The sequence below is a fragment of the Rhodoblastus acidophilus genome, from assembly GCF_025961575.1.
Lineage (GTDB): Bacteria > Pseudomonadota > Alphaproteobacteria > Rhizobiales > Beijerinckiaceae > Rhodoblastus > Rhodoblastus acidophilus_C.
This window is the reverse complement of sequence record NZ_JAOQNX010000020.1, coordinates 58,676-84,180: the sequence shown is the minus strand read 5'-3', so window position 1 is coordinate 84,180 and position 25,505 is coordinate 58,676. Positions and strand designations below refer to the sequence as shown.

The window sequence follows — 25,505 nt, the reverse complement described above, 5'->3', positions numbered from 1 at the left end:
CGGCCGAAAGCCTTGCGCAAAGCTATTCGCCGGGCGCGCGCGTCTCCAGCGCCAGGGCGTGGACGCCGGCCGCGAATTCCTCGGCGAACAGCGCATTGACGGCGCGATGCCGCTCGACGCGGCTCTTGCCGGCGAAATCGGGCGAGACGATGCGCACGCGAAAATGGGTTTCGCCGCCATGGGGCGCGCCGCCCTCATGGACGATGTGGCCGGCATGCTTGTGCGACTCGTCGATCACCTCGACCTCGGCGGCGTGAAACGCCTGCCGCAGCTTGCTTTCCATGCGTTCGCGAACACTGACCGTCATTTTTTCCCCTGTGCCCCGGTTTGCCGGCAATTTGGTAAGTCAACAGGATTTAATCTCAATCCTGTCCTTGCCCGCGGCGCCGACCACGCCATATTGTGCCGAACCATGAATCTCAACTCACCTCTGTTCGACCGTATCAGGACTCGGCGCGAAGCCAAGAGCGAACAGCCCGCTCCAGCGGCGGCGCGCGGGCCGGTCTGCGCGCATCCCGGATGCCAGGCGGTCGGCGAGTTCCGGGCGCCCATGGGCCGGCTGCGCGAAGGCCAGTATTTCTGCTTTTGCCTCGACCATGTGCGTGAATACAATGCAACCTACAATTATTTCAATGGCATGAGCGACGAGGACGTGCTGCGTTACCAGAAGGACGCCGTCACCGGCCATCGCCCCACCTGGAAAATGGGGGCCAATCGCGCGGGACCGGCGAGCCCGGGCATGGCCGACCCGTTCCACATGCAGGCGAAAACCGCCCGGAACCGCGCGCCGCGACACGGGGTTGTCGCGCGAAAGGCCCTTCATATCCTTGGCCTCGACGATGACGCCGGTCCCGGCGAGATCAAGGTGCGCTACAAGGAGCTGGTCAAGCGGCTGCATCCCGACGCGAATGGCGGCGACCGCTCCAACGAGGACAGGCTGCGCGAGATCATCAACGCCTATAATGTCTTGCGTTCCTTCCGCGCCGTGTGACAAGCTTTCCTCGCAATCCGGCTCCCCGCGCGCCTCACTTTAGTCGCTGGCGGGACGCCGCGCGAAATTCAGGACTGAGCCCTTGACGTCTTTGACACCGCCCCCGCCCTCGATTCCGGATACGGTCATTTCGGTTCGCCAGACTTTTGGCTTCGACTCCGACCTGAAGGCGCCCGCCTATTCCAAGAAAAGCGAACATGTCCCGGAACTTGACCCGGATTATCTGTTCGACCGCACCACCACGCTCGCCATTCTCGCCGGCTTCGCCTCCAATCGCCGCGTGATGGTCACCGGCTATCACGGCACCGGCAAATCGACCCATATCGAGCAGGTCGCCGCCCGGCTGAACTGGCCCTGCGTGCGCGTCAATCTCGACAGCCATGTCTCGCGCGTCGATCTCGTCGGCAAGGACGCCATCGTTCTCAAGGACGGCAAGCAGGTCACGGAATTCCGCGACGGCATTCTGCCCTGGGCGCTGCAGAACAATGTCGCTTTGTGCTTCGACGAATATGACGCGGGCCGTCCCGATGTGATGTTCGTGATCCAGCGCGTGCTCGAAGTGTCCGGCCGCCTGACCCTGCTCGACCAGAACCGGGTGATCAAGCCGCATCCGGCCTTCCGCCTGTTCGCCACCGCCAACACCATCGGGCTCGGCGACACGTCGGGGCTCTATCACGGCACCCAGCAGATCAACCAGGGCCAGATGGACCGCTGGTCGATCGTCACCACGCTGAACTATCTGCCGCACGACAAGGAGGTCGACATTGTCGCCGCCAAGGTCAAGCAGGTGGGACCCGAGGGCGTCGACATGATCGGCAAGATGGTGCGCGTCGCCGATCTCACCCGCAACGCCTTCATGGCCGGCGACCTTTCGACGGTGATGAGCCCGCGCACGGTGATCACCTGGGCCGAAAACACCGGGATTTTCGGCGATGTCGGCTTCGCCTTCCGCCTGACCTTCCTCAACAAATGCGACGAGCTCGAACGTCCGCTGGTCGCGGAATTCTATCAGCGCTGCTTTGGCAAGGACCTGCCGGAATCGGCGGTGAATGTGGCGTTGAGCTGACGCGCGCGAGGCCGCCCGTGACGCTTTCCAACCAAAAGCCCTCGACCCCGCGCGAGGGCCCCGCGGAGCCCTTCAAGCGGGCGGTGGTCGGCTGCCTGCGCGCCATGGCGGCCAAGCCCGAACTCGACGTCAGTTTCATCGTGGACAAGCCCGGCTATGTCCAGGCGGCCGATCCCGGCGCGCTGCGCCTGCCCGATCCGCCGCGCCGGCTGAGCGCGCGCGACGCCACGGTGCTGCGCGGCCAGGCGGATTCCGCGGCGCTGCGCCTCGCCTGCCATGACGCGCGGCTGCATCAAAAGGTCATGCCGCAGGGCGAGACCGGCCGCGCCGTGTTCGACGCTTTGGAACAGACCCGCGTCGAATGTATCGGGGCGCGGCGCATGGTCGGCGTCGCGCAAAACCTGCACGCCGCCCTGGACGACCGCTACCAGCGCGCCGGCCTCGCCTCCGTGCGCGCGCGCGACGACGCCCCGCTCGAAGACGCGCTGGCCCTGCTCGCCCGCGAACAATTTACCGGACAGCCGACGCCCGATTCCGCGCGCGCCGTCGTCGACCTCTGGCGCGACGCGATTCACGCGCGGATCGGCGGCGACCGGCTGACGAAGCTCACCGACGCGCTCGAGGACCAGCGCGGCTTCGCCAGGGTGGTGCGCAGCATTCTCGAAGATCTCGAACTCGCCGAAAAGGGCGACGAACGCATCGACGAGGACGAGGAGGAATCCGAGGACAATCCGGAGACGGACACGTCCGATGCGGATGGCGAAGGCGACAAGGAAGCCTTCGAGCAGATGCAGAGCGAGCGGGTCGAAGAGTCCGACGAGGCCGCGCCCGATGTGCAGGGCGAAATGGAGAGCGGGCCGCCCGGCGAGGCGCCCGACGATCTCACCCCCGGCGACAGCGACGAACCCTCGGGAACGCGCCGCCCGCCGCAGCCCAATGTCCTGCCCGCCGGCCTCGACTACAAGGCCTATGCGCCGCAATTCGACGAGACGGTCAATGCCGAGGATCTCTGCGATTCCGAGGAGCTGGGGCGGCTGCGCGCCTATCTCGACAAGCAGCTGCAGAACCTGTCCGCCGTGGTGGCGCGGCTCGCCAACCGGCTGCAGCGGCGGCTGATGGCGCAGCAAAACCGCGCCTGGGAGTTCGATCTCGAGGAAGGCATTCTCGATCCGGCGCGTCTGTCGCGCGTCGTCATCGACGCGCAGACGCCCCTGTCGTTCAAGCGCGAGAAGGACACCGATTTCCGCGACACCGTGGTGACCCTGCTGATCGACAATTCCGGCTCGATGCGGGGGCGTCCGATCACGGTGGCGGCGACCTGCGCCGACATTCTGGCGCGCACGCTGGAGCGCTGCGGCGTCAAGGTGGAGATCCTGGGATTCACCACCAAGGCGTGGAAGGGCGGGCAGGCCCGCGAGACCTGGCTCGCCGCCGGCAAGCCGCAAAATCCGGGTCGGCTCAATGACCTGCGGCATATTGTCTACAAGGCGGCGGACGCGCCCTGGCGGCGGGCGCGGAAAAACCTCGGCCTGATGATGCGCGAGGGCCTGCTCAAGGAGAACATCGACGGCGAGGCGCTGGACTGGGCCTACAAGAGACTGCTCGGGCGCCCCGAGCAACGCAAGATCCTGATGATGATTTCCGACGGCGCGCCGGTGGACGATTCCACGCTTTCGGTGAATCCCGGTCATTATCTCGAGAAACACCTGCGCCATATGATCGCGCAAATCGAAAGCCAGGGCCGCGTTGAACTTCTGGCGATCGGCATTGGACATGACGTGACGCGCTATTACAGCCGCGCGCTGACGCTCGTCGATGCGGAGGAGCTGGGCGGCGCCATGACCGAGAAGCTCGCGGAGCTTTTTGCGGATACGCAAACAGGCCGGCGGGGCCGCCGATAATTCGGGCTATGCGCGCCACGCGCGGCTTGCATGAGATCAACAAAAGCGCTAGCTACCCGCACGCCAGAAGTTGATCGCGCGGTCCCTTGTCGCGCGGGGAGAGGATAATGACCTACGTCGTCGTCGACAATTGCATCATGTGTAAGTACATGGATTGCGTCGAGGTGTGCCCTGTGGATTGTTTCTACGAGGGCGAAAACATGCTCGTCATCCACCCCGACGAGTGCATTGACTGCGGCGTCTGCGAGCCGGAGTGCCCGGCCGAAGCCATCAAGCCGGACACCGAGCCGGATCTCGAGAAGTGGCTGAAGCTGAACGCCGAATATGCGCAGGTTTGGCCGAACGTCACCATCAAGCGCGAAGCCATGGCCCAGGCCAAGGAATATGACGGTCGCGAAGGCAAGCTCGAAGCGTTCTTCAGCAAGGCCCCCGGCAAGGGCGACTGAAACAAGGTTTTGCCGCAGGGACCCGAGCGGGCTCCTGCGGCCCCGATCTTAACCATTGACTGCCTGATATTTTTGGCGGGTCAATAATCCTTTGATTCGTTCGTTAACTTATGATATTGAAGCTTACGCAACCGTCGGAAAGCTCAGCAAGCTCATCTCACGAGGAATAATCGACGCACGGCCGGGTCCCCGCTTAGGCGCGGGACCTGTTTTTGCCTGACGTCCATGACGCCTCCCGGGCCTTGCGGGCTTGATGGGACTTGCGCGCTTGAAAGGCGCAGACTCGACTTGAAAGGCGCAGACTCGAAAGACCAAAGGTCCGTTCGCCTGGAGCCCTTCAGGGTCGGACTGGAAACAATCGGACCGGCAACAGTCCAAGAAACAGTCTTTGCGCCGCTCGTAAGCAAGCAAAGGGAACGCCCATCGACACACGCGTTTGAAAGCGATTTCAGTCCGTAAGGGCTGAACGGGCGGCCCCCGCCCTCTCGAAGACTCAGCCCGGGACCGACAGTTCCTGCACTGAAGATTTGAACTCAAACCTTAGCGAATGGTTCAAGGTGACGCAGAAAAAACCCTCCTTGCCGGCGAACGCCGCAGCCGCTCTCCGTTCCAATGACCCAAAGACTCAGGCCGTCGCCAGCAAGACTGGCAAGGGAGGTTCGACGAAAGCGACCTTCAAGGCCAATGAATTTATTGTGTATCCGGCGCATGGCGTCGGTCAGATCACTGCGATCGAGGAGCAGGAAGTCGCCGGCTTCAAGCTGGAGCTCTACGTCATTTCCTTCTCCAAGGACAAGATGACCCTGAAGGTGCCGACGCCGAAAGTGGCGTCCGTCGGCATGCGCAAGCTCGCCGAGGCCGACGTGGTCAAGAAGGCGCTGGACACCCTCACCGGCCGGGCGCGCGTCAAGCGCACCATGTGGTCGCGCCGCGCCCAGGAATATGAGGCCAAGATCAACTCGGGCGATCTCGTCGCGATCGCCGAAGTCGTTCGCGATCTCTACCGTTCCGAGGTGCAGCCGGAGCAGTCCTATTCCGAGCGGCAGCTCTACGAGGCCGCGCTCGACCGCATGGCCCGCGAAATCGCCGTCGTGCAGAAGCTGACCGACAGCGAGTCGCTCAAGGTCATCGAAGGACAGCTGGCGAAAAGCCCGCGTCGCGCCGCCAAGGCCGATGAGCCCGTGGATGACGCCGACGTTGAGGAAGCCGCCTGAGGCGGACAACAAATCCAATCAAAGCGGCTTTCGAGCCGCTTTTTTTGTGTCCGCACGCCCTCAGAAGGTTAAGCGCTGGTTAACCCGGCCGGACTATGCTGAACGCATCCTTGTCAGCGAGCAGCAAATCCGGGGCTCATGCGCACCACGACCTTTCCTCTGGGAGATTTCCTGCCCGAGTCGGCGCGGCTGTTCGTGCGGCGCCGCATGCAGGAACTCATGGGCGTCGCCATCATCGGCGCGACCGTCGCGCTCGGCGCGTCGCTGGCGACCTGGTCGATCAACGACCCCAGCCTGAACCATGCGACCGACGCCAAGGTCCACAATGTCCTCGGCGTCCATGGCGCCATCGTCGCCGATCTCGTCATGCAGCTGGTCGGGGTGAGTTCCATCGCTCTGCTCGCGCCGCTCGGCTTCTTCGGTTGGCGCGTGGCGATCCACCAGCCGACCCATGCGGGCAAGCTGCGGCTGGGCTATTGGCTGCTCGGCATCATCGCCTCGGCGGCGCTCGCCTCGCTGCTGCCCAATACCGAGCGCTGGCCGCTGCCGACCGGAATGGGCGGCGTGATCGGCGACGCCGTGCTGTCGCTGCCGCGGCTGTATTTCTCCGGCGCCGGCCTCGCCCTGACCGCGCTGGTGCTCGGCGTCACCGCGATTTTTTCGCTGTCCATCGCCGCCGGCTTCGGCCACCTGCCGCAACGGGAAAAGCCCGCGGCCAGCGACATGCGCAGCGGCCTGCGCGCCGAGAAGGAACCGCTTTTCCGCCGCGCGCTGGCGGCGCTCAAGCGTCTGGCCGTCTGGAAGCGCGCGGCCCCGATCGATCGCCGCGAACCGCAGGTCGGCTTTGCCTTCGACCGCCAGGAGACGGCGGGACCGGACCCCTTCCTGGGCGCCGAGGCGCCCAGCCGCAGCGCGCGCCGCGCCGCGCATGAATCGGCGTCGCGGGTTGCGGACGGTCCTTTCGGCTTGCCCGAGACGGGCTTGCTCAATCCGCCCAAGGTCGGTCCGCGCGCGTTCTCGCAGGAAACGCTCGAGCAGGGCGCGAGCGCGCTCGAGAGCGTGCTCGAGGATTTTTCGGTGAAGGGCGATATTGTCAGCGTCCATCCCGGGCCGGTCGTCACCCTGTTCGAATTCGAGCCCGCCCCGGGCGTCAAATCCTCGCGCGTCATCGGCCTCGCCGACGACATCGCCCGCTCGATGTCGGCGGTTTCGGCGCGTGTCGCCGTGGTCCCCGGCCGCAACGCCATCGGCATCGAACTGCCCAATGCGCGCCGCGAAACGGTTTTCTTGCGAGAGCTGATCGCCTCGCCCGATTTTTCCGACAGCAAGCACCGGCTGGCCATCGCGCTCGGCAAAACCATCGGCGGCGAGCCGGTGATCGTCGATCTCGCCAAAATGCCGCATCTGCTGGTCGCCGGCACCACCGGCTCCGGCAAGTCGGTCGCCATCAACACCATGATCCTGTCGCTGCTCTACAGGCTGAAGCCGCAGGAGTGCCGGTTGATCATGGTCGACCCCAAAATGCTGGAGCTGTCGGTTTACGACGGCATCCCCCATCTGCTCACCCCCGTCGTCACCGACCCGAAAAAGGCGGTCGTGGCGCTCAAATGGGCGGTCCGCGAGATGGAGGACCGCTACAAGAAAATGTCGAAGCTGGGGGTCCGCAACATCGACGGGTTCAACGCCCGGGTGACGGAGGCGACCGCCAAGGGCGAGGTCATCACCCGCACGGTGCAAACCGGTTTTGACCGCGAGACCGGCGAGGCGATCTACGAACAGGAGCAGATGGACCTGTCCACCCTGCCCTATATCGTCGTCATCGTCGACGAAATGGCCGACCTGATGATGGTCGCGGGCAAGGAGATCGAAGGCGCGATCCAGCGTCTGGCGCAGATGGCGCGCGCCGCCGGCATCCATTTGATCATGGCGACGCAGCGTCCTTCTGTTGACGTGATCACCGGCACGATCAAGGCGAATTTCCCCACCCGCATTTCCTTCCAGGTGACGTCGAAAATCGACAGCCGCACCATTCTCGGCGAGATGGGCGCGGAGCAGCTGCTGGGCCAGGGCGACATGCTCTACATGGCCGGCGGCGGCCGCATCGTGCGCGTCCACGGCCCGTTTGTGTCGGACACCGAGGTCGAGCGGGTGGTCGCGCATCTCAAAATGCAGGGGCAGCCCGAATATCTCGACGCCGTGACCGTCGAGGACGATGGCGAGGACGAGGACGCCCCGTTGCCGATGGGCGACGAGGAGGGCGGCGACCTCTATGACCGCGCCGTGGCGGTGGTGCTGCGCGACAAAAAATGCTCTACCTCTTATGTGCAGCGGCGGCTTCAGATCGGCTACAACAAGGCGGCGTCCCTGGTGGAGCGCATGGAGAAGGAGGGGGTTGTCGGTCCCGCCAACCATGCGGGCAAGCGCCAGATTCTCGTCGGCGGCGACGTGGATTAGCGTCCTATTGCCGCCACAAACAAAATTCTATAGTCCCGCCGTGCGTTTCCCTCCTCCTTAGATATGCAAGGCCCCGCGCGTCGACACTCGCCGGCGTTTGAGGGTCGAAGGTCCCGCAAATGAAACTGAGCAAGGCGATTTTTTGGTTCGGCCTGAGTCTGTCGATCGGCGCGCAGCCGGTTTTGGCGGAGACCACAAAACCCTCGGACAAGAAAGTCGTCAAACCCGAAGCCGCGCCCGCCGCCGACAAGAAGGTCGCCAAGCCTGAGCCCGCCGCGGCGCCCGCGCCCGCCCCCGCGCCGGAGCCCGCCAAGAAAGAGGCGGCCAAGCCTGCCGGCCCGATCAGCGACCCCGAGGTCGCCATTCAGATGGCCGACGATTATTTCAATTCCTCGCGCGCCATGACCGCCGATTTCGTCCAGACCGGACAGGATGGCCGTCGCGCCGAAGGCAAGCTTTACGTGGTGAAGCCGGGCCGCATGCGGTTTGAATATGCGGAGCCCGCGACCATGGAAATCATCGCCGACGGCCGCTCCGTCGCGATCCGCGACCGCAAGCTGAAGACGCAGGAAACCTATTTCATTGAGCAGACCCCGCTGAAATTCCTGCTCAAGAACGACGTGCATCTGAAGAAGGACGTCAAGATCACCAACGTCACCACGGCCAAGGACAAGACCATCATCATTCTCGAGGATTCCACCACATTCGGCGGCACCTCGACCATCGGCCTGTACTTTGACGCGAAGAATTTCAACCTGACCCAGTGGACCGTCAAGGACCCGCAGGGCTATGAGACGCTGGTCGTCCTGCACAATATCGACAAGACGACCACGCCCAACGCAAATCTGTTTCGCATCCCCAGCGAAGGCATTTTTTCCGAATAGCCCTTATGAGTGGCGCGGATCTCGCTTGCAGGCTGCTGAAAAAACGTGGACCGCCCCCGCCCTTCGAGACGCCCGCCAAGGCGGGCTCCTCAGGGTGAGGGCTACTCTATTGTTGCGTACAAAGAAATCCGGGATGCGCCAGCTCTGGAGTTACCGTTGAACCTTAAGATCACCACCTGGAACATCAATTCCATACGTTTGCGCATCGGTCTGGTGACCGATTTCTTGAGCCGTCATGCGCCCGACATCATCTGCTTCCAGGAAACCAAGTGCCGCGACAGCGAATTCCCGCTCTCCGCGCTGCGGCAAGCCGGCTATGAGCATATTCTGGTCAACGGCCAAAAAGGCTATCATGGCGTCGCCATCGCCTCGCGCCTGCCGCTCGGCGAAGCCAGCCGCCGCGATTTCTGCGACAAGGGCGATGCGCGCCACATCGGCGCCGCCTTCGAAATTGGGGGCCGGTCGATCCAGCTGCACAATTTTTATATCCCCGCGGGCGGCGACGAGCCCGATCCCGAAATCAACTCGAAATTCGCCCACAAGCTCGCCTTCCTCGACGAATTGCATGAATGGTCGCGGTCCCCGGAGATTGCGCAGGCCAATGCGATTCTGGTGGGCGATTTCAATGTCGCGCCGCATGAGCATGATGTCTGGAGCCACAAGGCGCTGCTCAATGTCGTAAGCCATACGCCGGTTGAGACCGACAAGCTCAAGGCGATTCTGGGCGACGGCGCCTGGGTCGATGCGCTCCGGCGCTTCCGGCCCATGGAGGAAAAACTTTATACCTGGTGGAGCTACCGCTCGCCGGATTGGGCCAAGGCCGACAAGGGGCGCCGGCTCGACCATGTCTGGCTGTCGAACACCCTGGGCCCGAACCTGACCGCCATGGACATTTTCAAGGAGGCGCGCGGCTGGGAGCGGCCTTCGGACCACGCGCCGGTGAGCGTCACCCTGACGTTCTGAGCCAGCGCGCCGCGGCTTCGCCCGCCGCCCGGCCCGTGGCGAAACAGGCGGTGAGCAGATAGCCGCCGGTCGGCGCGCTCCAGTCGAGCATTTCGCCGGCGACGAACAGGCCGGGGACCGATTTTGCCATCAGGTTTTCGTCGAGATCGTCCCAGATGACGCCGCCGGCCGTCGAAATCGCCCGCTCCAGCCCGGCGACGCCGCGCACCGCCAGCGGAACGGATTTGATCAAGGCGGCCAGCGCGGCGGGGTCTTCTGGAAGCGGTCCACTCTCGCGCAGCAGGGCGACCGCCGCCGCATCGAGATGCGCGGCTTTGCGCAGGAAGTTCGAAACACTGTTTTTTCCGCGCGGGCGCGCCAGCCGGGCCGCCAGCGTCTCGACCGTGACATCAGGGCGCAGGTCGATGCGAATTTTTGGGGATTTTTGGGCGCGAATGAGTGCGCCAACGTCCTGGGAGAAGGCGTAGACGATCCCGCCTTCAAGCCCGCCGCGGGTGATGACGCATTCGCCGCGCGCGGACCGCCCGTTGACGGACAGGCCGATGTTTTTGAGCGTATGACCCGCGCATTTTTCGATCATGTGCTGCGACCACGCGACCACAAATCCGCAATTGGCGGGATGCAGGGGCGTCGAGGTCAATCCGATGTTTTTAAGGGGTTCGACCCAGGAGCCGTCCGAGCCGAGCCGGGGCCAGGACGCGCCGCCCAGCGCCAAGACAAAAGCGTCGGCCTCGATGGTTTTGACGCCATCCGGCGTTTCAAATCGGGCTTTGCCCTGTTCGAAGCCAAGAAAACGATGGCGAAGGTGAAATTCGACCTCGCGTGTGGCCAGGCGGCGCAGCCACGCCCGCAGCAAAGGCGAGGCCTTGAACGCTTTGGGGAAGACGCGTCCGCTGGAGCCGACAAAGGTTTCTTGCCCCAGTTCCGCGCACCAGGCGCGCAGCTGTTCCGGCCCGAAAGCGTGCAGGAACGGCGCGAGTTTTTCGTTTGCTTCGCCGTAGCGCGCCAAGAAACGCTCAAAATCTTCGGAATGGGTCAGGTTGAGGCCGCCGCGCCCCGCCATTAAAAATTTGCGCGCGGGACTCGCCATGCGCTCGTAGACATGGGTTTTGACGCCGGCCTGCGCCAATCCTTCGGCGGCGCTCAGGCCCGCGGGACCGGCGCCGATCACAACAGCTTTTCTCATCGCCGGGCTTTACAATTTTTTCTGCGGCCTTTCTATCGGCGCCATGACAAAGATCGAAATTGAAGTGGACGAGGCCGATGCGGGCCAGCGCCTCGACCAATATTTGGGCGCCCAAGCCTCGGTTCAGGCCGAAAATGTTTCACGCACCCGCGTGCAGGCCTTGATCGAGGCCGGCCATGTGACCGTCGATGGGGCCCAGGCGGGGCAGGCCAAGCTGAAAATCCGCGCTGGGCAAAGAATCGTCCTCGACATCCCCGAGGCGGCGCCGGCCGAGCCGATGGGCGAGGACATTCCGCTCGATGTGGTGTTCGAGGACGCGCATATCGTTGTGATCGACAAGCCGGCCGGGCTTGTTGTCCATCCCGGCGCCGGCAATGAGACGGGCACGCTGGTCAATGCGCTGATCGCCCATTGCGGCGACACTCTGTCCGGCATCGGCGGGGTGAAGCGGCCCGGCATCGTGCATCGGCTCGACAAGGACACCTCCGGCCTGCTGGTGATCGCCAAGACCGACGGCGCGCACCAAAAACTGTCGCGGCTGTTCGCCGACCATGGCCGCCGGCTCAATCTCACCCGCGAATATCTCGCTGTGGTCTGGGGGGCGCCCGACCGGCAGGCCGGCATGGTCGACGCCCCGATCGGCCGGCATGCGATCCAGCGGGAGAAAATGGCGGTGGTTCCGGCGGCGCGCGGGCGCGAGGCGATCACCCATTGGCGCGTGCTGGAAAATTTTGGCCGGGATCGCGAGGGACGGCCGATCGCCAGCCTGATCGCCTGCGAGCTGGAGACCGGGCGCACCCATCAGATCCGCGTGCATATGGCGCATATCGGCCATCCCCTGCTCGGCGACCAGACCTATGGCGCGGGGTTCAAGACCAAGGCGGCGCATCTGGGGGAGGCGGCGCGCGCGGCGCTCGCGGCGCTGAACCGGCAGGCGCTGCACGCCCGCGCGCTCGGCTTCGATCACCCGGCGACCGGCGAAGAGCTGTTGTTCGAGCGCGATCCGCCCCGGAATTTCGCCGAGCTGGTCGAGGCGCTTCGGAGCTGAACGGGCGGCTGAAAAGCCCGTGGACCGCCCCCGCCCTTCGAGACGCCCGCTCGCGCGGGCTCCTCAGGGTGAGGGGCTACTTTGTTGCAGGAGGTTTGCGAAGCAGGCTCCGAGCGTCAGGCGGCGTCGGAGGAGCGGCTTGGACGGATGAGCAGCGAATAGAGCGCCGAGGGTTCGCGGGTCGCGCGAATCTTCGCCACAGTCGCGGGATTGCGCAGCACGCGCGCAATGGTCGCCAGCGCCTTCAAATGATCGGCGCCTGCTGATTCCGGCGCGATCAGGCCGAAAATGATGTCGACGGGCTGGTTGTCCAGCGATTCGAAATCGATGGGACGTTCGAGGCGGGCGAACAGGCCGAAAATGTGGTCCGCGGTCAGCAGCCGACCGTGCGGAATGGCGATGCCGTCGCCGAGGCCGGTGGAATTGAGTTTTTCCCGCTGCAGCCAGGCGTCGAAGATTTCGCGGGCGGGCAGACCGGAGATTTCCGCAGCCTTCTCGCTCAGCTCCTGCAACGCCTGCTTTTTGTTGTTCACGCGCAGGGCGGGGATAATGGCGTTGGGAACGATGATGTGTTCTAGCGGCATTTCGGATCGTTTTCCGTTACAGCGCCGAATGGAAATCGTGAAGCTGTCCTTCGCCTGCGCAGACGCTTTCTTTTAGCAGGATTCGTGCCGGACAGTACAGCCATCCCGACGCCTTGGCGGCGGGCGCCCGCCAGACCGACAAAAGTCCGGCGGGCAGCCTTACGCATAAGCGCCAGATGTTATGAGGCCTTGGACTCGCGTCCGCCCGGATCGATCCAGCCAATGTTGCCGTCGTTGCGGCGATAGAGCACGTTCACGCGGCCCGTGGTCGCGTGACGAAAAGCCAGGACCGGCAGGCCGGACAGGTCGAGTTCGAGCACGGCCGCGGAAACGGAGAGCTGCTGCAGCGTCTTTTCCGATTCGGCGACAACCGCCGGCTTGAATTCGCTCTCGTGCGGCGCCTCTTCGGTTTCATCAAGGGCGCTGAGAACCGTGTAGCGCATCGGCTCGGAATTGGCGGCGTCGCGCTGCGCGGCGCTGCGATCCTTCAGCTTGCGCTTGTAGCGGCGCATGCGGCTTTCGATGCGGGCCGCCGTCTGGTCGAAGCTCGCATAGACCTCCTGCGCGCGGCCGTCAGCCTGGATGGTGACGCCCGAGGCGAGATGCAGGGTGCAATCGGTGCGGTAGCCGGAGCCCTCGGGTTCGACGGTGACGTGACCGGTGACCGAACCGTCGAAATATTTCTCGGTGACGCTTTTCAACCGCTCGGAAACATGTGTGCGCAGGGCTTCGCCGATATTTATATTTTTTCCAGAGATACGCAAACCCATGTCATTGTCCCGATAGAGACGCGAACCGCGTGCAAAAGTGAATCCTTGGGCGCCAGGGCGGCTCCCGAAACGAGGGTTAGAAGCCTACGCCAACGAAGTCAATGAGGGAAGCGGTTTCCCCTTTTTCGCGCGGCGGCGGCCGCAAACTCCGCCCATATCCGTCATGCCGGACGATGCGCAAGAGCGCGGACGCAGCGTCCCTCGGTCGCGCAATGAACGACTTGATAACCTGTCGCCTCAAGGGCGCGCTTCAAGGATAGCGCGTCGAAAAAGTTGATGTGCTCGTGCATCTTGAAGAAACCAAGGGGCGGAATGAGCGAAAACCGGTCGCGAAAACCTGATGAATAGAAATCAAGCAGCGTGATCAGGGGGGCAGGCAGGCGGGTGACGAATTTCAGCCACGCACGGTAAGCGTCTGTCGGCGGGGCAAATTTCAGGTTGCAGCCGCGCTCGTAGGGAACTTCGACATAGAGCCGCGCTTCAGGGCCCGCCAGATATGCGTGCATTTCGCGCAGCATCGAAGCCGGGTCTGGCGCGTGTTCGAGCACATGGCAGAGCATGACCAGGTCATAGCCTTCGGCGGCAAAATCCTTTTTGTCGGCGATACGGGTCACGCCGGGAACACAGGGCGCGTCCGACAGTTCGTAGACGAATTTTTCTCCGCCCAGTCCGGGCGGCATGAACTGGCCGCTGTCGCCGCCATAGTCCAGGATCGTGGCGAAGGTTTTCCGGTCGTCGGATTCCTCCAGAAACGCCGAGGTCGCGGCGTTGCGGGCGGCGATCTCTTTGGGATCGCGCCCCAGATGGTCGTTGAAGGCGCGCGTGTACCAGGGTTCGAAGTGGTGGCGAACCTCGAAATAGCCGTCGCCCCGATAATTGCCGTAGAGCTTCGCCATTTCAGCATCGCTGTAGCGACGGTCGAAGAACCACAATCCGCAATCATCGCAGATCATCAGACGGCAAGGCTCGATCGGTCGCTCCAGCACGTAGGCCGCGATGAACGGCGCCGTCAGCACAGGATGGGAGCGCGTCGCCGACGCGCCGCAGGCCGGACAGTTTTCAAGCGAGGACATCGGGCTTTCTCTGGGTCAGGGAAGCGCCATGATAAATCCCGATGCTGAACAAGCCGGAAATGCTACTTGTCCGGCCGCAACGCCGCTTCCGTCGGCGGCTCCGTCAGGTCCAGCACCACTTTCTTCACCCCGTGCTCGTTGGGATCGTCCATGATCTTGAAGCCCAGCGCCTGATTCATCGACAGCATCGGTCCGTTCTCGCTCAGGACCTGGCCCTCGATCTCCTGGATGCCGTCGGCGCGGGCATATTCGATCATATATTTCATCAGTTTCCAGCCGAGCCCCTGCCCCTTCATGTCGGAGCGCAGCAGGATGGCGTATTCGCCCTTCTCGTGGTCGGCGTCGAGCATCAGCCTGACCACGCCGAGCATCAGCCCCGTCTCCTCCTCGACCGCGACAATGACGAAGGAGCGCGCGTAATCGATCTGGATCAGGCGGGCGATGAAGGCGTGGGAAAACTCTTTGACGGGACCGAAAAAGCGCAGGCGGATGTCTTCCGAGGAGACATGGGTGAAGAACACCTTGTACATCTCTTCGTCTTCGGGCCGCACCGGACGCAATTGCACCGACGTGCCGTTCTTCAGCGTGGTGTGGCGCTCCAGCGCCTTGGGATAGGGGGCGACGGCGAAACGCGGATTGGCGGTGGAGCTGGCGCGGCCGGTGAAGGGCGCCACCGCCACGCGGGCGTCCACCACCACCACGCCGTTCGCATCAGCGAGCACCGGATTCAGTTCGAGTTCGCGGATTTCCGGCACGTCGGCGGACAATTGCGAGATTTTGACCAGCAGCAGGGCGACCGCGTCAATGTCGGCGGCGGGGACGTCGCGGTAATCGCGCAGGGCGCGCACCACTTGCGTCTGCTCGATCAGGGCGCGGGCGAGCGACAGGTCGAGCGGCGGCAGAGCGAGGGCCTTGTCGTTGATGACCTCCACCGCCTTGCCGCCGCGCCCGAACACGATCACCGGCCCGAAAGTGGGATCGTCGGTGACGCCCATCACCAGTTCGCGGGCGTTGGGGCGGCGCACCATGGGATGGATGGTGACGCCGTCCACCCGCGCGTGCGGGGCCTCCGCCGCCACCCGCTCCAGCATTTTGCGGGTCGTGTCCACCACCTGCTCGATGCTGCGCTGGTCGAGCGCCACGCCGCCGAGATCGGATTTGTGCACGATGTCGCGCGAGGTGATCTTCACCACGCAGCCGCCGAAGCGGCCGAGCACGAGGCGGGCCACTTCCGCCGCCTCCTCGGGCGAACGGGCGAGGCGGGCCGGGGCGATGGGAATGTCGTAGGATTCGAGCAAAGCGCTGATTTCGACCGGCGCCAGCCATTCATGGCCGCGCGAGATCGCCTGCGCCACCACCGCGCGGGCCTTGGACGTGTTGGGGGCAAAATCCACCGGCAGCGACGGCGGCGCCGCCATCAGCGCCTCGCGCGCCTTGCGCCACTTGACCATATGCATGAAGCCGGACACCGCGCCGCGCTCGTAATGCGGGATGCGGGCGTCCTCGAAAATGCGGTTGGTCTCCTCGTCGGCGCCGTACCAGACCACGAACACCGGCTTGGGCGAGATCGAGGATTTCCGGTGCTTTTTCACCGCCTCGACGGCGGCGAGGGCCATTTTCTTGCTGTCGATCAGGACGTTGGGGGCCTGGATGACCAGAACCGCATCATTGGCGCGGTCCTGCAGCACCATGGAGAGCGCCTGGCCGAATTGCTCCGGCTGGGTGTCGCCCGACAATTCGACCGGCGAACCGCCGGGCCAGCTTTCCGGCAACAGCGGCTTGAGCGCTTCGCAGGTCGCCGGCGAAACCTCGGCGAGCTTGCCGCCGAGATCCAGCAATTGGTCGATGGCGAGATAGCCGACGCCGCGCCCGTTGGTGACAATGGCGAGACGTTCGCCATTGAACGGCTTTACGCGACCCAAGGCCTCGGCGGCGTCGAACAGCGCGTCGATGTCGGGCACGCGCAGCACGCCGGCGCGGCGGAAGGCGGCGTCATAGACATCGTCGTCGGTGGCGAGATTGCCGGCATGCGTGCCGCTGCGCCGCGCCGCCTCGTGGCGCCCCGACCGCACCACGATCACCGGTTTGACGCGGGAGGCGGCGCGGGCGGCGGACATAAAACTTTTCGCATCCTCCAAATGCTCGATGTAGAGCAGGATGGCGCGGGTCATCGGGTCGAGCGCGTAATAATCGAGCAGGTCGTCGAAATCGACGTCGGCCATGCCGCCGAGCGAAATCATGCCGGAGAAGCCGACCTGGTTGCGCTGCCCCCAGGCGCTGATGGCGTAGAGCACGGCATAGGATTGCGAGATGACCGCGAGATCGCCGGCCGCCGGCGGCAGCGCCGACAGCGACGCGTTGAGTTTTACGCGCGGCGCCATCATGCGGCAGTTGGGGCCGAGGATGCGGATGTCGCGGGCCCTGGCGATGGCGCGCACCTGTTCGAACAGCGAATCGGATCCCGGCGTCGGGTCCTTGGTCATCACCATCACGGCGGGGGCGCCGAGATCGGCAGCCTCGTTGACGAAGCCGGCGACGAATTCCTTCGGGGTGATCACCATGACCAGATCGGGAATTTCCGGCAGCGCGGCCAGATTCGGGTAGCAGACGCGGCCCTCAATCTCGGTGTGGCGCGGATTGACCAGATAAAGCGGGCCGGTGAAGCCGGATGCGACAATATTGCCCATCACGGCGCGTCCCCGTGAGTTCGCGCGGTCGCTGGCGCCGACCAAAGCCAAAGATTTGGGCTGAAGGGCCCGGTCCAGCTGGCGTGTGCTCATATCAGATTCGCTCCTGCTCGCGGGCGCGATGCTAAACCATATCCACGCCGATTTCGCCTTGGACGCTTGGCTTAAACCCGGCGTCGGGTTAATTGCCGCTTGCGCCCGTGGCGAAGGCGCAGCTTAATGCCAGCCGTTCCGCCGTGACAGGGAGCCCTTCTTGGTCAAGCTTCGCACCGGAGTTTTAGGTCTGCTGCTGGGCGCCGCCGTCGGCGCGACGGAGGTTCGGGCCGAAGACGTGCAGGGCGTTTGGACGCGCGACGATGGCGCGGTGAAGGTCGAGTTCTCGTCCTGCGGCGACGCGCTGTGCGGGGCGGTGTCCTGGCTGCGCAGCGCAAAGGGCGCGGCGAAGGTCGGCCAGCGCGTGTTCTTCGACATGGTGCGCTCCGACCAGATCACCTGGGTCGGCAAGGCCTTCAATCCCGATGACGGCCGCACTTATTCCGGCAAGATGGTTTTGAGTGGGAAAAAACTCAAAACCAGCGGCTGCGTCATGGGCGGCTTGATCTGCAAGACCGTGGTTTGGGTGCGCTAGCGCGGGCTGGTGCGCCGGGACGAACCCCTCATCCGGCGCTGGCGCGCCACCTTCTCCCGCAAGGGGAGAAGGACGCGCGCCGGAAAATCGCGACAGATTTTAACGTGAGGTGCTTCTCTCGCCTCGCCTAGACGGCCGCCAGGCCGCGCTTGAGATCGTCGATCAGATCGTCTGCATCCTCTAGGCCCACCGACAGCCGCAACATGCCCTGGGTGACGCCGACGGCGAGGCGGGCCTCTTCGGTCAGGCGTTGGTGCGTCGTCGTCGAAGGATGGGTGATCAGGCTCTTGGCGTCGCCGAGATTGTTGGAGATTTTGATCACTTCCAGCGCATTGGAAAAGCGGAAGGCCTCGGCCTGGCCGCCCTTCACCTCCAGCGCGATCATGGTCGAGCCGCCCTTCATCTGCCGGCGCGCCAGTTCGGCCTGCGGATGATCGGCGCGGCCGGGATAGAACACGCGGGAAATTTTTGGTTCGCTCGCCAGGAAATCCGCCAGTTTCGCGGCGCTGTCCTGCTGCTGGGCGATGCGCAGCGGCAGGGTTTCCAGGCCTTTCAACAGCACCCAGGCGTTGAAGGGGGAGAGCGACGGGCCGGTCTGGCGGATGTAGACCTGGATGTGCGTGTCGATGAACGCCTTGGAGCCCAGGACGACGCCGCCGAGACAGCGGCCCTGGCCGTCAATGTGTTTTGTGGCGGAATAGACCACGCAATCGGCGCCCAGTTCGAGGGGCTTCTGCATCATCGGCGTGGCGAACACATTGTCCACCACCAGCGTCGCGCCCACGGAATGCACAATCTCGGCGATTCCCGAAATATCGAGCACGCTCAGATTCGGATTGGTGGGGCTCTCCAGAAACGCGGTCTTGGTGTTGGGGCGCAGCGCCGCCTTCCATTGCGCGAGATCGTGGCCGTCGACCAGCGTGGATTCCACGCCGAACCGCGGCAGCAGGTCCTGGACGATGTAAAGACAGGAGCCGAACAGGGCGCGCGAGGCGACGACATGATCGCCCGCCTTCACCTGGCCCATCAGCGCCGTGGTCACCGCGGCCATGCCGGTCGCCGTGGCGCGCGCCGCTTCCGCGCCTTCGAGCAGCGCCATGCGCTCCTCGAACATGGCGACGGTGGGATTGCCAAAACGGCTGTACTGAAAGCCCTCGTCTTCGCCGGTAAAACGTCCCGCCGCCTGTTCGGCGCTGTTGTAGACAAAGCCTTGCGTCAGGAACAATGCTTCCGACGTCTCGCCGAAGCCGGAGCGGGCGGAGCCGCCATGGACGAGCTGGGTGCGCGGGCGGAGGTTTTTGGGATCGAGGGCGGGACGGTCGTAAGCGGACATGAGAGTTCCCTGCGCCGCAAGAGCGGCGAATTGGGGCGAGCAATGGTTGGATTGCCCGGCCTTTTAGCGCTTGATTGCGATCACGTGGCGGCAAGCCGGCCGGCTCAAAGAGGCCACAAAGGCTTTGTAAGCCTCGCGTCTGGCTCCAGCAAGACTTTCTTATGCGCGCCGCGTTAAAAACAGCCGATGAGACCCCGCCGCGCCCGCCCGCCTGACGTTACGCCATGAGGATTGTTTTCGCCTTTCTCATCAACACGATCTTCAATCTGATCGTCGGCCTGATCGTCGCCAAATTCTTGGGGCCCGAGGAATATGGGCGTTTCGCGCTGGCGATCGGCGTGATGATCTTCGGCCAGGCGCTGATGTTCGAATGGATTCGCCAATGCGCGATCCGGTTTTATTCGGTGCGGACCCGTGACGCCAAGCCCAGGGTGCGGGCGACGCTCGACGCCGCCTTCGCACTGGTGACGATCGGCTTCGTTCCGCTGGTGGCGCTGGTGGCCCTGCTGGGGCCCGAAACCTCCCTGCCCCGCGACCTCCTGGCGCTGGCCTTCGCCGCCTCCTTCGCCAATGGCCTGTTCGACTACCAGACCGCGCTCGCCCGCGCCCGGTTCGACGACCGGCTGTATATGCGCATCGTCGTCATCAAAAACATGTTTTCGCTGCTGTGCATGGCCGGCGGCGCCTGGGCGACCGGCTCGGCGCGGGTCACTTTGGCCGCAGGCATGATCAGCCTTTTGGGGGCGCTGGCCTTTTCCTACCAGCATTTGCACGATCCCGGCGCGGGCTTCGAAAAAGCCGATCGACGGTTGATGCGCTGCTATGGGGCCTATGCCGCGCCCATTGTCGCGGCCGTGGTGCTTTATCAGTTGATCCCTTTGGTGAACCGCGAGCTGGCGACGCGCTTTTTCGGCTTTGCCGAAACCGGGCGCTTCGCCTTGGCCTATGATCTCGGGCTGCGCGCCGTCGCCGCGCTCGGCTCGGCGCTCGACGTGCTGCTGTTCCAGATCGCCGTGCGCGCCCACGATCTGCACGGCTTGGACAAGGCGCGCGAGCAGATCGCCCGCAACATGGCCGTGGTCTTCGCCATTCTGCTGCCAGCCTGCGTCGGCATCTGGATCGTGCTGCCCTCCGTGGAAGTGTTGATCGTGCCGCAGGCCTATCGCGGCGCCTTCGGCCTTTTCCTCACTCTCATGCTGCCCGGCCTGTTCTGTCTGGGCCTCAGCCAGTTCGCGCTCAACGCCGTTTTCCAGATCGCGCGGAAAACCCGGCCGGTGGTGGTCGCCGCTTTGGTCGTCTGCGTCGCCGATCCCGTGATTTTCCTGATTCTGCCGCGGGCGGAAGACGCGTCGAGCCTTGCTTTGGCGCAAAGCCTCGCCATGGCTTTGGGCCTGCTGACCCTGCTGGGCTTCGCCCGGGCCAACCGGCCGCAATGGCCGCCGGCGCGCGATCTGGTCTGGAGCGTCTTGGCGAGCGCGGGCATGGCGGCGCTTGCGGGACCGTTCCGAAACACGCATCCGGGGCTGCTGCAGATGATCGCGCAAATGGCGATCGCGGGAGCCTTTTACGCCGCCGTGGTGGCGCTGACCGATCTCGCCGGACTGCGCGCCGCCTTCCTCGCCAAAATGGTTCCGCTCATGCGCCGTAACAAGTTTTTGAACCGTACGTTTACCATTATCACTTGAATAACTACGACTTACGGTAAATCTTCATGCTGAAGATTCATGGTTTATATTGGTGGAGTCAGGCGTTCCAGGATTTTGGCCATGCACAAATCACGCATTCTGCCGCCGCTGCTTTGCGGTCTCGGCCTTTTCATCGCAATGCCCGCCCAGGCGCAGGATTACGGCGGCGGACTGGTTGATTTCCTCTTTGGCGGCCAGCCGCAGGGGCGGCCGGCGCCACAGCAGCGCATGCCGCGCCAGCGGCCGAGCGCCTATGCGCCGCCTTACCGCGAGCCCGACTATGCGCCCGCCACCCGCGACGTGCTGTCGGACCAATGGCGCCGGCAGCCGGTGTCTTATGCGGGCGGCGCCAGGGTCGGCTCGATCGTGGTGGATACGCGCAGCCACTATCTCTATCTGATCACCGCGCCCGGCCAGGCCATCCGCTATGGCATTGGCGTCGCCCGCCCCGGCTTCGAATGGGGCGGCCAAAAGACCGTCAGCCGCAAGGCGGAATGGCCGGCCTGGACGCCGCCGCCGGACATGCTGCGCCGCCGGCCGGACCTGCCGCGCTATATGGAGGGCGGCCCGGAAAATCCGCTCGGCGCCCGCGCGCTTTATCTGGGATCGTCGATGTATCGCATCCACGGCACCAACGAGCCCTGGACCATCGGCCAGAACGTGTCGTCCGGCTGCATCCGCATGATGAACGACGACGTGGTCGACCTCTACAATCGCGTCAAGGTCGGCACGCCGGTGACGGTCCTGTAGGCGCGCCGGGACTGACGGCGCAAACAAAAACGGGCCCCGACAAGGGCCCGTTTCGCGTTTGTGGCTCTAAAACGCTCAGGCGGCGGCGACTTCGAGCTTCTTGATGATTTCGCGCTTCAGCTTGAGCGCGTTCATCGACAGCTCGGCGTCGCGGGCCTTGAGCAGGAAGGCGTCGAGGCCGCCGCGATGCTCGACCGAGCGCAGGGCGGCGGCGGCGATGCGCAGGCGCACCGAGCGCTGCAGGGAATCGGAGATCAGCGACACGTTCACCAGATTCGGCAGGAAACGGGTGCGGGTCTTGCGGTTCGAGTGGCTGACGAGGTTGCCGGTCTGGACAGCCTTGCCGGTCAATTCGCAACGGCGGGACATGGGTGTTCCTTTCAACTTTTGCTCGCCGGCGCTGGACGTGTGCGGCGTCCCGTCCCGGTTTGGCCTCGCGGCCGAAATTCGTGGAAACCGTTGATCGCTCTTGAAAACAAAAGCGGCGCGGAAGGTTTTCCGCGCACGGCTAGGTGCGCGTTCATAAGGGAGGGGGACGGAAAGGTCAAGCGCAAAAGGGGGGCGCAAGGGGTCGCAGGCGCGCCGAAGCCGTCGACGGCGGAGCCGAGCCGAAGTAACCATAGGTCACAGCCTCCGCCTGCCCGGGACTTGCCTTTCATGCTGCTGCGCCTCGCTCCCGCATTGTTCGTCGTGCTGTGGTCCTCGGGCTTCATCGGCTCGAAACTCGGCGCGGCCGACGCCGAGCCTTTCACCTTTCTGTCGCTGCGGTTCATTCTGGCGCTCCTGCTGCTGGCGCCGGTGGCGTTGCTGCGCGGATCCTTGACCGGCGGATGGCGGGCGCGGGGGCATGCGGCCTTCGTCGGCGCTTTGATCCATGGAGGCTATCTGGGCGGCGTGTTCTGGGCGATCCGGCATGGCATGCCGGCCGGCGTGATCGCCTTGATCGTCAGTCTGCAGCCGATCCTGACCGGCGTGCTGGCGGGGCCGCTGCTCGGGGAGAGGCTTGCGGCGCGCCATTGGGCGGGACTGGGGCTCGGCCTTCTCGGCGCACTGCTCATCATCGCCCCCAAGCTCGCCGACCGCCAGGCGGGCCTCGAGTCCGGCGTCGACGCCGCCACCCTGAGCGCGGCGGCCATCGCCCTCATGTCCATGACCGCCGGCACGCTCTACCAGAAAAAATTCGCGACCAGCGTCGATCTGGTGGGCGGCGCGGTCTGGCAATATTTTGGCGCGCTGGCGATCATCGGCGCGGCGGCCCTGCTGTTCGAGACCCGAACGGTCACCTGGTCGCCGAAGTTCATTTTCGCGCTCGGCTGGCTGGTGCTGGCGCTGTCGATCGGCGCCATCCTGCTGCTGATGCTGCTGATCCGCCAGCACGCCGTCTCCGGCGTCTCCAGTCTGTTTTATCTCATCCCCGCCTGCACGGCGCTCATGGCCTATGCGCTGTTCGACGAGCGGCTCGGTGCAGGTCGTCGGCATGGCGATCGCGATTGCGGGAGTCTTTCTGATCGGCGCGCGCAAGCCCGCTTCCAAGGTCGCGCCCTTGCAAAAATGATCGTCGCCGCTCATCGGGACGAGGGCTGGATATCGAAACCCTGATTGATCGCGGCGAACATCTGGTAGAAGCCGCAGACGACCACGATCTCAACCAGGCCCTCGACGCCCCATTGCGCGGCGGCGCGTGTCTGCATCTCCTCGGGTACGGCGCGCCACGCCATTGTCCGGGCGAGGATCTCGGCGAGCAGCGCATAGGGGGGCGGCAGCGTTTCCGTCCGGCCGGCGCCGATGGCGTCGATCAGCTCTGCCGAAAGACCGGCGGCGCGCGCGTGCTCCACATGGTCATGCCATTCGAAACCCGCGCCGGTCGCATGCGCCACACTGAGCACGATGAACTGATAGACCGGCCGGGGCAGCGCGCCCTCGAATTTGAGGTAGAATCCGAGCTCTTCCACGCGCCGCGCCAGTTCGGGATGGTTGAACAGCGCTGTATAGGGGCCGCCAAACCCCTGGCCGCGCGCCTTGCGCTTGTCGGCGATGGCGTCGAACAGCGCGCGGGCCGGCGCCGGCAGTTTTGCGGGGTCCATTTGCAGCACAGGCATGGCGAGTCCTTATTCGTGATAGGACCAGGATTTTGCGCCGGCGTTGAAATCATAGACCGGCGTCGGACAATTTTTGGCGGTTTTGATGTCGATGAGCGCCGTTGTTTTTGCCGCCAGCGCCTGGCGAATCGTCTCCTCCAAGGCTGAAGGGTCGGTGACCGTGTAGCCTCGCGCGCCAAGCGATCGGGCGAATCCCGCCCAGTCGTGGTCGGGAAGGCTGGTGAGTTCCGCGGGCAGTTCGCCCAGTTCATGGGCGCGCAGCCAGACGTTTCCCAAAGCGCTGTTGTTGAGCACGACAAAGAGGATGGGAAGGTTGTAGCGCGCCGCCGTCTGCACCTCCATGCCGTGCATCAGCATGCAGCCGTCGCCGGTGAGCACGGCGACGCGGCGGTCGGGGCGCGCGCATTGCACGCCGACGCTGGCGGGAATCGCCCAGCCCATGGGGCCCAGATTGGTGGCGGAGATGTAGGTGCGCGGCATGTAGGATCGCCAATAATGCCCGGCAAAGGCGCGGTGGGCGCCGGAATCGATCAGCACGACGCCGTCGCGCGGAAAAATTTTGCGAAGGGCCGCGATTGCGGTTGCGGGATGTAGGGGTTTTGCTGGACTCGCGCAGTTTTCGATGTCGTAAAGGCGCGGCGCCGCCTTGATGTTGGCGAGCCACGCCCGCCGCTGCGGCGCGCCCGCCGCCAGCGCAGCGTCGAGCGCGGACGCGCGCTCCTGCATCAAATTGAGGAAGGCATGGCAATCGCCGGGCGCGATATGGCCGGCGACGCCATGAGCCGCCAGAATCTCCATGTCAGTGTTGACATGAATGATGAGGGGTTTTTGCGCGCTTCCGTCCAGGGTCCAGTGCATGGTGTCGCGCTCATTGAAACCGGAGCCGAGCACGACCAGCACGTCCGCCGGATCGTTCAAAATGGCGGCGGTCGCGTGGCGGGCGCCCGCATAGCCGAACACGCCGAGCGACAGGTCGTGGTCTTCCGGGAACACGCCCTTGGCGCGCAGCGTGGTGGCGACGGGGATCGACCAGCGCTCGGCGACCGTTTTTAGCGCGCCCGCCGCGTCGTCGTGCTCGACGCCGGCGCCGGCGAGGAAGGCGATTTTGGGCCCGGTCTCCAAGAGTTTCAGGGCGGCCAGGGCCGCGGGCCGGCTCAGGGGGGAAAACGCGTCGAAATAAGGGGAAACCGGTTTGTAGTCCGCCGCACAGGCTGATGTCATGGCGTCGCGCGTCACCGACAGATGCGCCGGGCCCTGGGGCTGCGTCCACATGGCGGTCAGAGCGCGGCGCAGCCAGTGATCGAGACAGCGCGCGCTCGCCACCGTCGCGGACAGGCGCGTGAGCGGCTTCATCACCGCGGTGTCGTCGAGGGTCGCCTGACTGGCGTCCTGGAATTCGCCGAGCCCCTCCATGTCGGTCGGGATTTCGCCGCTCAGCACCAGGACCGGCGAGGCGTCGGTTTTGGCCGCGGCGACCGCCGTCGCCATATTGCACAGGCCGGGCCCGCCAATGCCGAGCGCAACCCCGAAACGGCCCGTCGCGCGGGCGTAGCCGTCCGCCATATAAGCGGCGCCGGCCTCATGGGCGGCGACGATCGGCTGCAGTTTCGGCTGGCGCGCCAGCGCGGGCAGGAACGGATCGACCAGCCCGCCCGGCACCATGAAGAGATGTGTCAGGCCTTCCTGGACCAGGGCGTTCAGAATGAAGTCGGCGCCAGTGGTCATGGCTCGCCCCTCTCGTCG

Annotated in this window: 23 protein-coding genes; 13 read left to right on the top strand and 10 right to left on the bottom strand. The window is 64.7% G+C overall.

Features of this window, described 5'->3' with window-relative positions; translation table 11 throughout:
- Positions 1–22 precede the first annotated feature (22 nt).
- Positions 23–307: a BolA family protein gene (locus M2320_RS14880; RefSeq protein WP_184426706.1), complete on the bottom strand. Its 285-nt coding sequence runs from the start codon at positions 305–307 to the stop codon at positions 23–25.
- Between the two features lie 105 nt (positions 308–412).
- On the opposite strand from M2320_RS14880, the gene M2320_RS14875 reads away from it, so the two are divergent.
- The 8 genes from M2320_RS14875 (at position 413) to xth (ending at position 9,919) form a co-directional block, all read left to right on the top strand.
- Positions 413–991 carry a J domain-containing protein gene (locus M2320_RS14875; RefSeq protein ID WP_184426708.1) on the top strand — a complete coding sequence of 193 codons (579 nt, stop codon included), beginning with the start codon at positions 413–415 and terminating at the stop codon, positions 989–991.
- Between the two features lie 82 nt (positions 992–1,073).
- Positions 1,074–2,057 carry a cobaltochelatase subunit CobS gene (cobS, locus tag M2320_RS14870; protein ID WP_264597950.1) on the top strand — a complete coding sequence of 328 codons (984 nt, stop codon included), beginning with the start codon at positions 1,074–1,076 and terminating at the stop codon, positions 2,055–2,057.
- Positions 2,058–2,074: 17 nt separating this feature from the next.
- On the top strand, positions 2,075–3,958 hold the full coding sequence (gene cobT, locus M2320_RS14865) for a cobaltochelatase subunit CobT (protein WP_264597949.1): 1,884 nt from the start codon (positions 2,075–2,077) through the stop codon (positions 3,956–3,958).
- A 107-nt stretch (positions 3,959–4,065) separates the two neighbouring features.
- On the top strand, positions 4,066–4,404 hold the full coding sequence (fdxA, locus tag M2320_RS14860) for a ferredoxin FdxA (RefSeq protein ID WP_184426714.1): 339 nt from the start codon (positions 4,066–4,068) through the stop codon (positions 4,402–4,404).
- A 557-nt stretch (positions 4,405–4,961) separates the two neighbouring features.
- The gene (locus M2320_RS14855; RefSeq protein ID WP_264597964.1) at positions 4,962–5,618 is read left to right on the top strand and encodes a CarD family transcriptional regulator; all 657 of its coding nucleotides are present in this window, start codon (positions 4,962–4,964) and stop codon (positions 5,616–5,618) included.
- 138 nt (positions 5,619–5,756) lie between these two features.
- Positions 5,757–8,072 (top strand): DNA translocase FtsK, encoded by a 2,316-nt coding sequence (locus tag M2320_RS14850; protein ID WP_264597948.1) that lies wholly within the window; start codon positions 5,757–5,759, stop codon positions 8,070–8,072.
- A gap of 119 nt (positions 8,073–8,191) precedes the next feature.
- Positions 8,192–8,956 carry a LolA family protein gene (locus M2320_RS14845; RefSeq protein ID WP_264597947.1) on the top strand — a complete coding sequence of 255 codons (765 nt, stop codon included), beginning with the start codon at positions 8,192–8,194 and terminating at the stop codon, positions 8,954–8,956.
- Positions 8,957–9,112: 156 nt separating this feature from the next.
- Positions 9,113–9,919 (top strand): exodeoxyribonuclease III, encoded by an 807-nt coding sequence (gene xth, locus M2320_RS14840; RefSeq protein WP_264597946.1) that lies wholly within the window; start codon positions 9,113–9,115, stop codon positions 9,917–9,919.
- Here xth and M2320_RS14835 read toward each other — a convergent pair.
- Positions 9,903–11,105 (bottom strand): NAD(P)/FAD-dependent oxidoreductase, encoded by a 1,203-nt coding sequence (locus M2320_RS14835; protein WP_264597945.1) that lies wholly within the window; start codon positions 11,103–11,105, stop codon positions 9,903–9,905. The genes xth and M2320_RS14835 overlap by 17 nt on opposite strands.
- Positions 11,106–11,148: 43 nt before the next feature.
- Between M2320_RS14835 and M2320_RS14830 the strand changes: the two genes are divergently transcribed.
- The gene (locus M2320_RS14830) at positions 11,149–12,153 is read left to right on the top strand and encodes an RluA family pseudouridine synthase (protein WP_264597944.1); all 1,005 of its coding nucleotides are present in this window, start codon (positions 11,149–11,151) and stop codon (positions 12,151–12,153) included.
- Positions 12,154–12,269: 116 nt separating this feature from the next.
- On the opposite strand, the gene M2320_RS14825 is transcribed toward M2320_RS14830, so the two are convergent.
- The 4 genes from M2320_RS14825 to M2320_RS14810 form a co-directional block, all read right to left on the bottom strand.
- Positions 12,270–12,737 (bottom strand): PTS sugar transporter subunit IIA, encoded by a 468-nt coding sequence (locus tag M2320_RS14825; RefSeq protein ID WP_184426726.1) that lies wholly within the window; start codon positions 12,735–12,737, stop codon positions 12,270–12,272.
- A 179-nt stretch (positions 12,738–12,916) separates the two neighbouring features.
- A complete protein-coding gene (gene hpf / locus M2320_RS14820) occupies positions 12,917–13,507 on the bottom strand; it encodes a ribosome hibernation-promoting factor, HPF/YfiA family (protein ID WP_264597943.1) in 591 nt (196 codons plus the stop codon).
- A 161-nt stretch (positions 13,508–13,668) separates the two neighbouring features.
- Positions 13,669–14,580: a class I SAM-dependent methyltransferase gene (locus M2320_RS14815; RefSeq protein WP_264597942.1), complete on the bottom strand. Its 912-nt coding sequence runs from the start codon at positions 14,578–14,580 to the stop codon at positions 13,669–13,671.
- Positions 14,581–14,642: 62 nt separating this feature from the next.
- Positions 14,643–17,360 (bottom strand): bifunctional acetate--CoA ligase family protein/GNAT family N-acetyltransferase, encoded by a 2,718-nt coding sequence (locus tag M2320_RS14810; RefSeq protein ID WP_264597941.1) that lies wholly within the window; start codon positions 17,358–17,360, stop codon positions 14,643–14,645.
- A gap of 160 nt (positions 17,361–17,520) precedes the next feature.
- Between M2320_RS14810 and M2320_RS14805 the strand changes: the two genes are divergently transcribed.
- Complete coding sequence (locus M2320_RS14805; RefSeq protein WP_264597940.1) at positions 17,521–17,895, top strand: DUF2147 domain-containing protein; 375 nt, start codon at positions 17,521–17,523, stop codon at positions 17,893–17,895.
- A 127-nt stretch (positions 17,896–18,022) separates the two neighbouring features.
- Here M2320_RS14805 and M2320_RS14800 read toward each other — a convergent pair whose 3' ends face one another.
- Entirely contained in the window at positions 18,023–19,228 is a 1,206-nt protein-coding gene (locus M2320_RS14800) for an O-succinylhomoserine sulfhydrylase (RefSeq protein WP_264597939.1), read from the bottom strand.
- A 224-nt stretch (positions 19,229–19,452) separates the two neighbouring features.
- Between M2320_RS14800 and M2320_RS14795 the strand changes: the two genes are divergently transcribed.
- Both M2320_RS14795 and M2320_RS14790 read left to right on the top strand, forming a co-directional pair.
- Complete coding sequence (locus M2320_RS14795; protein ID WP_264597938.1) at positions 19,453–20,913, top strand: lipopolysaccharide biosynthesis protein; 1,461 nt, start codon at positions 19,453–19,455, stop codon at positions 20,911–20,913.
- A gap of 81 nt (positions 20,914–20,994) precedes the next feature.
- On the top strand, positions 20,995–21,663 hold the full coding sequence (locus M2320_RS14790) for a L,D-transpeptidase (RefSeq protein WP_264597937.1): 669 nt from the start codon (positions 20,995–20,997) through the stop codon (positions 21,661–21,663).
- 75 nt (positions 21,664–21,738) lie between these two features.
- Here M2320_RS14790 and rpmB read toward each other — a convergent pair whose 3' ends face one another.
- Entirely contained in the window at positions 21,739–22,032 is a 294-nt protein-coding gene (gene rpmB, locus M2320_RS14785; protein WP_184426742.1) for a 50S ribosomal protein L28, read from the bottom strand.
- 288 nt (positions 22,033–22,320) lie between these two features.
- On the opposite strand from rpmB, the gene M2320_RS14780 reads away from it, so the two are divergent.
- Positions 22,321–23,262: a DMT family transporter gene (locus M2320_RS14780; RefSeq protein WP_264597936.1), complete on the top strand. Its 942-nt coding sequence runs from the start codon at positions 22,321–22,323 to the stop codon at positions 23,260–23,262.
- On the opposite strand, the gene M2320_RS14775 is transcribed toward M2320_RS14780, so the two are convergent.
- Both M2320_RS14775 and M2320_RS14770 read right to left on the bottom strand, forming a co-directional pair.
- Positions 23,229–23,762 carry a carboxymuconolactone decarboxylase family protein gene (locus M2320_RS14775; RefSeq protein ID WP_264597935.1) on the bottom strand — a complete coding sequence of 178 codons (534 nt, stop codon included), beginning with the start codon at positions 23,760–23,762 and terminating at the stop codon, positions 23,229–23,231. The genes M2320_RS14780 and M2320_RS14775 overlap by 34 nt on opposite strands.
- A gap of 9 nt (positions 23,763–23,771) precedes the next feature.
- Complete coding sequence (locus M2320_RS14770; RefSeq protein WP_264597934.1) at positions 23,772–25,487, bottom strand: thiamine pyrophosphate-binding protein; 1,716 nt, start codon at positions 25,485–25,487, stop codon at positions 23,772–23,774.
- Positions 25,488–25,505 lie beyond the last annotated feature (18 nt).

What these genes read in the sequence shown, in the direction of transcription:
- M2320_RS14880 (WP_184426706.1), bottom strand. Translation starts at nt 307, where the DNA reads ATGACGGTCAGTGTTCGCGAACGCATGGAAAGCAAGCTGCGGCAGGCG.
- M2320_RS14875 (WP_184426708.1), top strand. Translation starts at nt 413, where the DNA reads ATGAATCTCAACTCACCTCTGTTCGACCGTATCAGGACTCGGCGCGAA.
- fdxA (WP_184426714.1), top strand. Translation starts at nt 4,066, where the DNA reads ATGACCTACGTCGTCGTCGACAATTGCATCATGTGTAAGTACATGGAT.
- M2320_RS14850 (WP_264597948.1), top strand. Translation starts at nt 5,757, where the DNA reads ATGCGCACCACGACCTTTCCTCTGGGAGATTTCCTGCCCGAGTCGGCG.
- M2320_RS14845 (WP_264597947.1), top strand. Translation starts at nt 8,192, where the DNA reads ATGAAACTGAGCAAGGCGATTTTTTGGTTCGGCCTGAGTCTGTCGATC.
- M2320_RS14835 (WP_264597945.1), bottom strand. Translation starts at nt 11,105, where the DNA reads ATGAGAAAAGCTGTTGTGATCGGCGCCGGTCCCGCGGGCCTGAGCGCC.
- M2320_RS14830 (WP_264597944.1), top strand. Translation starts at nt 11,149, where the DNA reads ATGACAAAGATCGAAATTGAAGTGGACGAGGCCGATGCGGGCCAGCGC.
- M2320_RS14825 (WP_184426726.1), bottom strand. Translation starts at nt 12,737, where the DNA reads ATGCCGCTAGAACACATCATCGTTCCCAACGCCATTATCCCCGCCCTG.
- hpf (WP_264597943.1), bottom strand. Translation starts at nt 13,507, where the DNA reads ATGGGTTTGCGTATCTCTGGAAAAAATATAAATATCGGCGAAGCCCTG.
- M2320_RS14815 (WP_264597942.1), bottom strand. Translation starts at nt 14,580, where the DNA reads ATGTCCTCGCTTGAAAACTGTCCGGCCTGCGGCGCGTCGGCGACGCGC.
- M2320_RS14810 (WP_264597941.1), bottom strand. Translation starts at nt 17,360, where the DNA reads ATGAGCACACGCCAGCTGGACCGGGCCCTTCAGCCCAAATCTTTGGCT.
- M2320_RS14800 (WP_264597939.1), bottom strand. Translation starts at nt 19,228, where the DNA reads ATGTCCGCTTACGACCGTCCCGCCCTCGATCCCAAAAACCTCCGCCCG.
- M2320_RS14795 (WP_264597938.1), top strand. Translation starts at nt 19,453, where the DNA reads ATGAGGATTGTTTTCGCCTTTCTCATCAACACGATCTTCAATCTGATC.
- M2320_RS14790 (WP_264597937.1), top strand. Translation starts at nt 20,995, where the DNA reads ATGCACAAATCACGCATTCTGCCGCCGCTGCTTTGCGGTCTCGGCCTT.
- rpmB (WP_184426742.1), bottom strand. Translation starts at nt 22,032, where the DNA reads ATGTCCCGCCGTTGCGAATTGACCGGCAAGGCTGTCCAGACCGGCAAC.
- M2320_RS14780 (WP_264597936.1), top strand. Translation starts at nt 22,321, where the DNA reads ATGCTGCTGCGCCTCGCTCCCGCATTGTTCGTCGTGCTGTGGTCCTCG.
- M2320_RS14775 (WP_264597935.1), bottom strand. Translation starts at nt 23,762, where the DNA reads ATGCCTGTGCTGCAAATGGACCCCGCAAAACTGCCGGCGCCGGCCCGC.
- M2320_RS14770 (WP_264597934.1), bottom strand. Translation starts at nt 25,487, where the DNA reads ATGACCACTGGCGCCGACTTCATTCTGAACGCCCTGGTCCAGGAAGGC.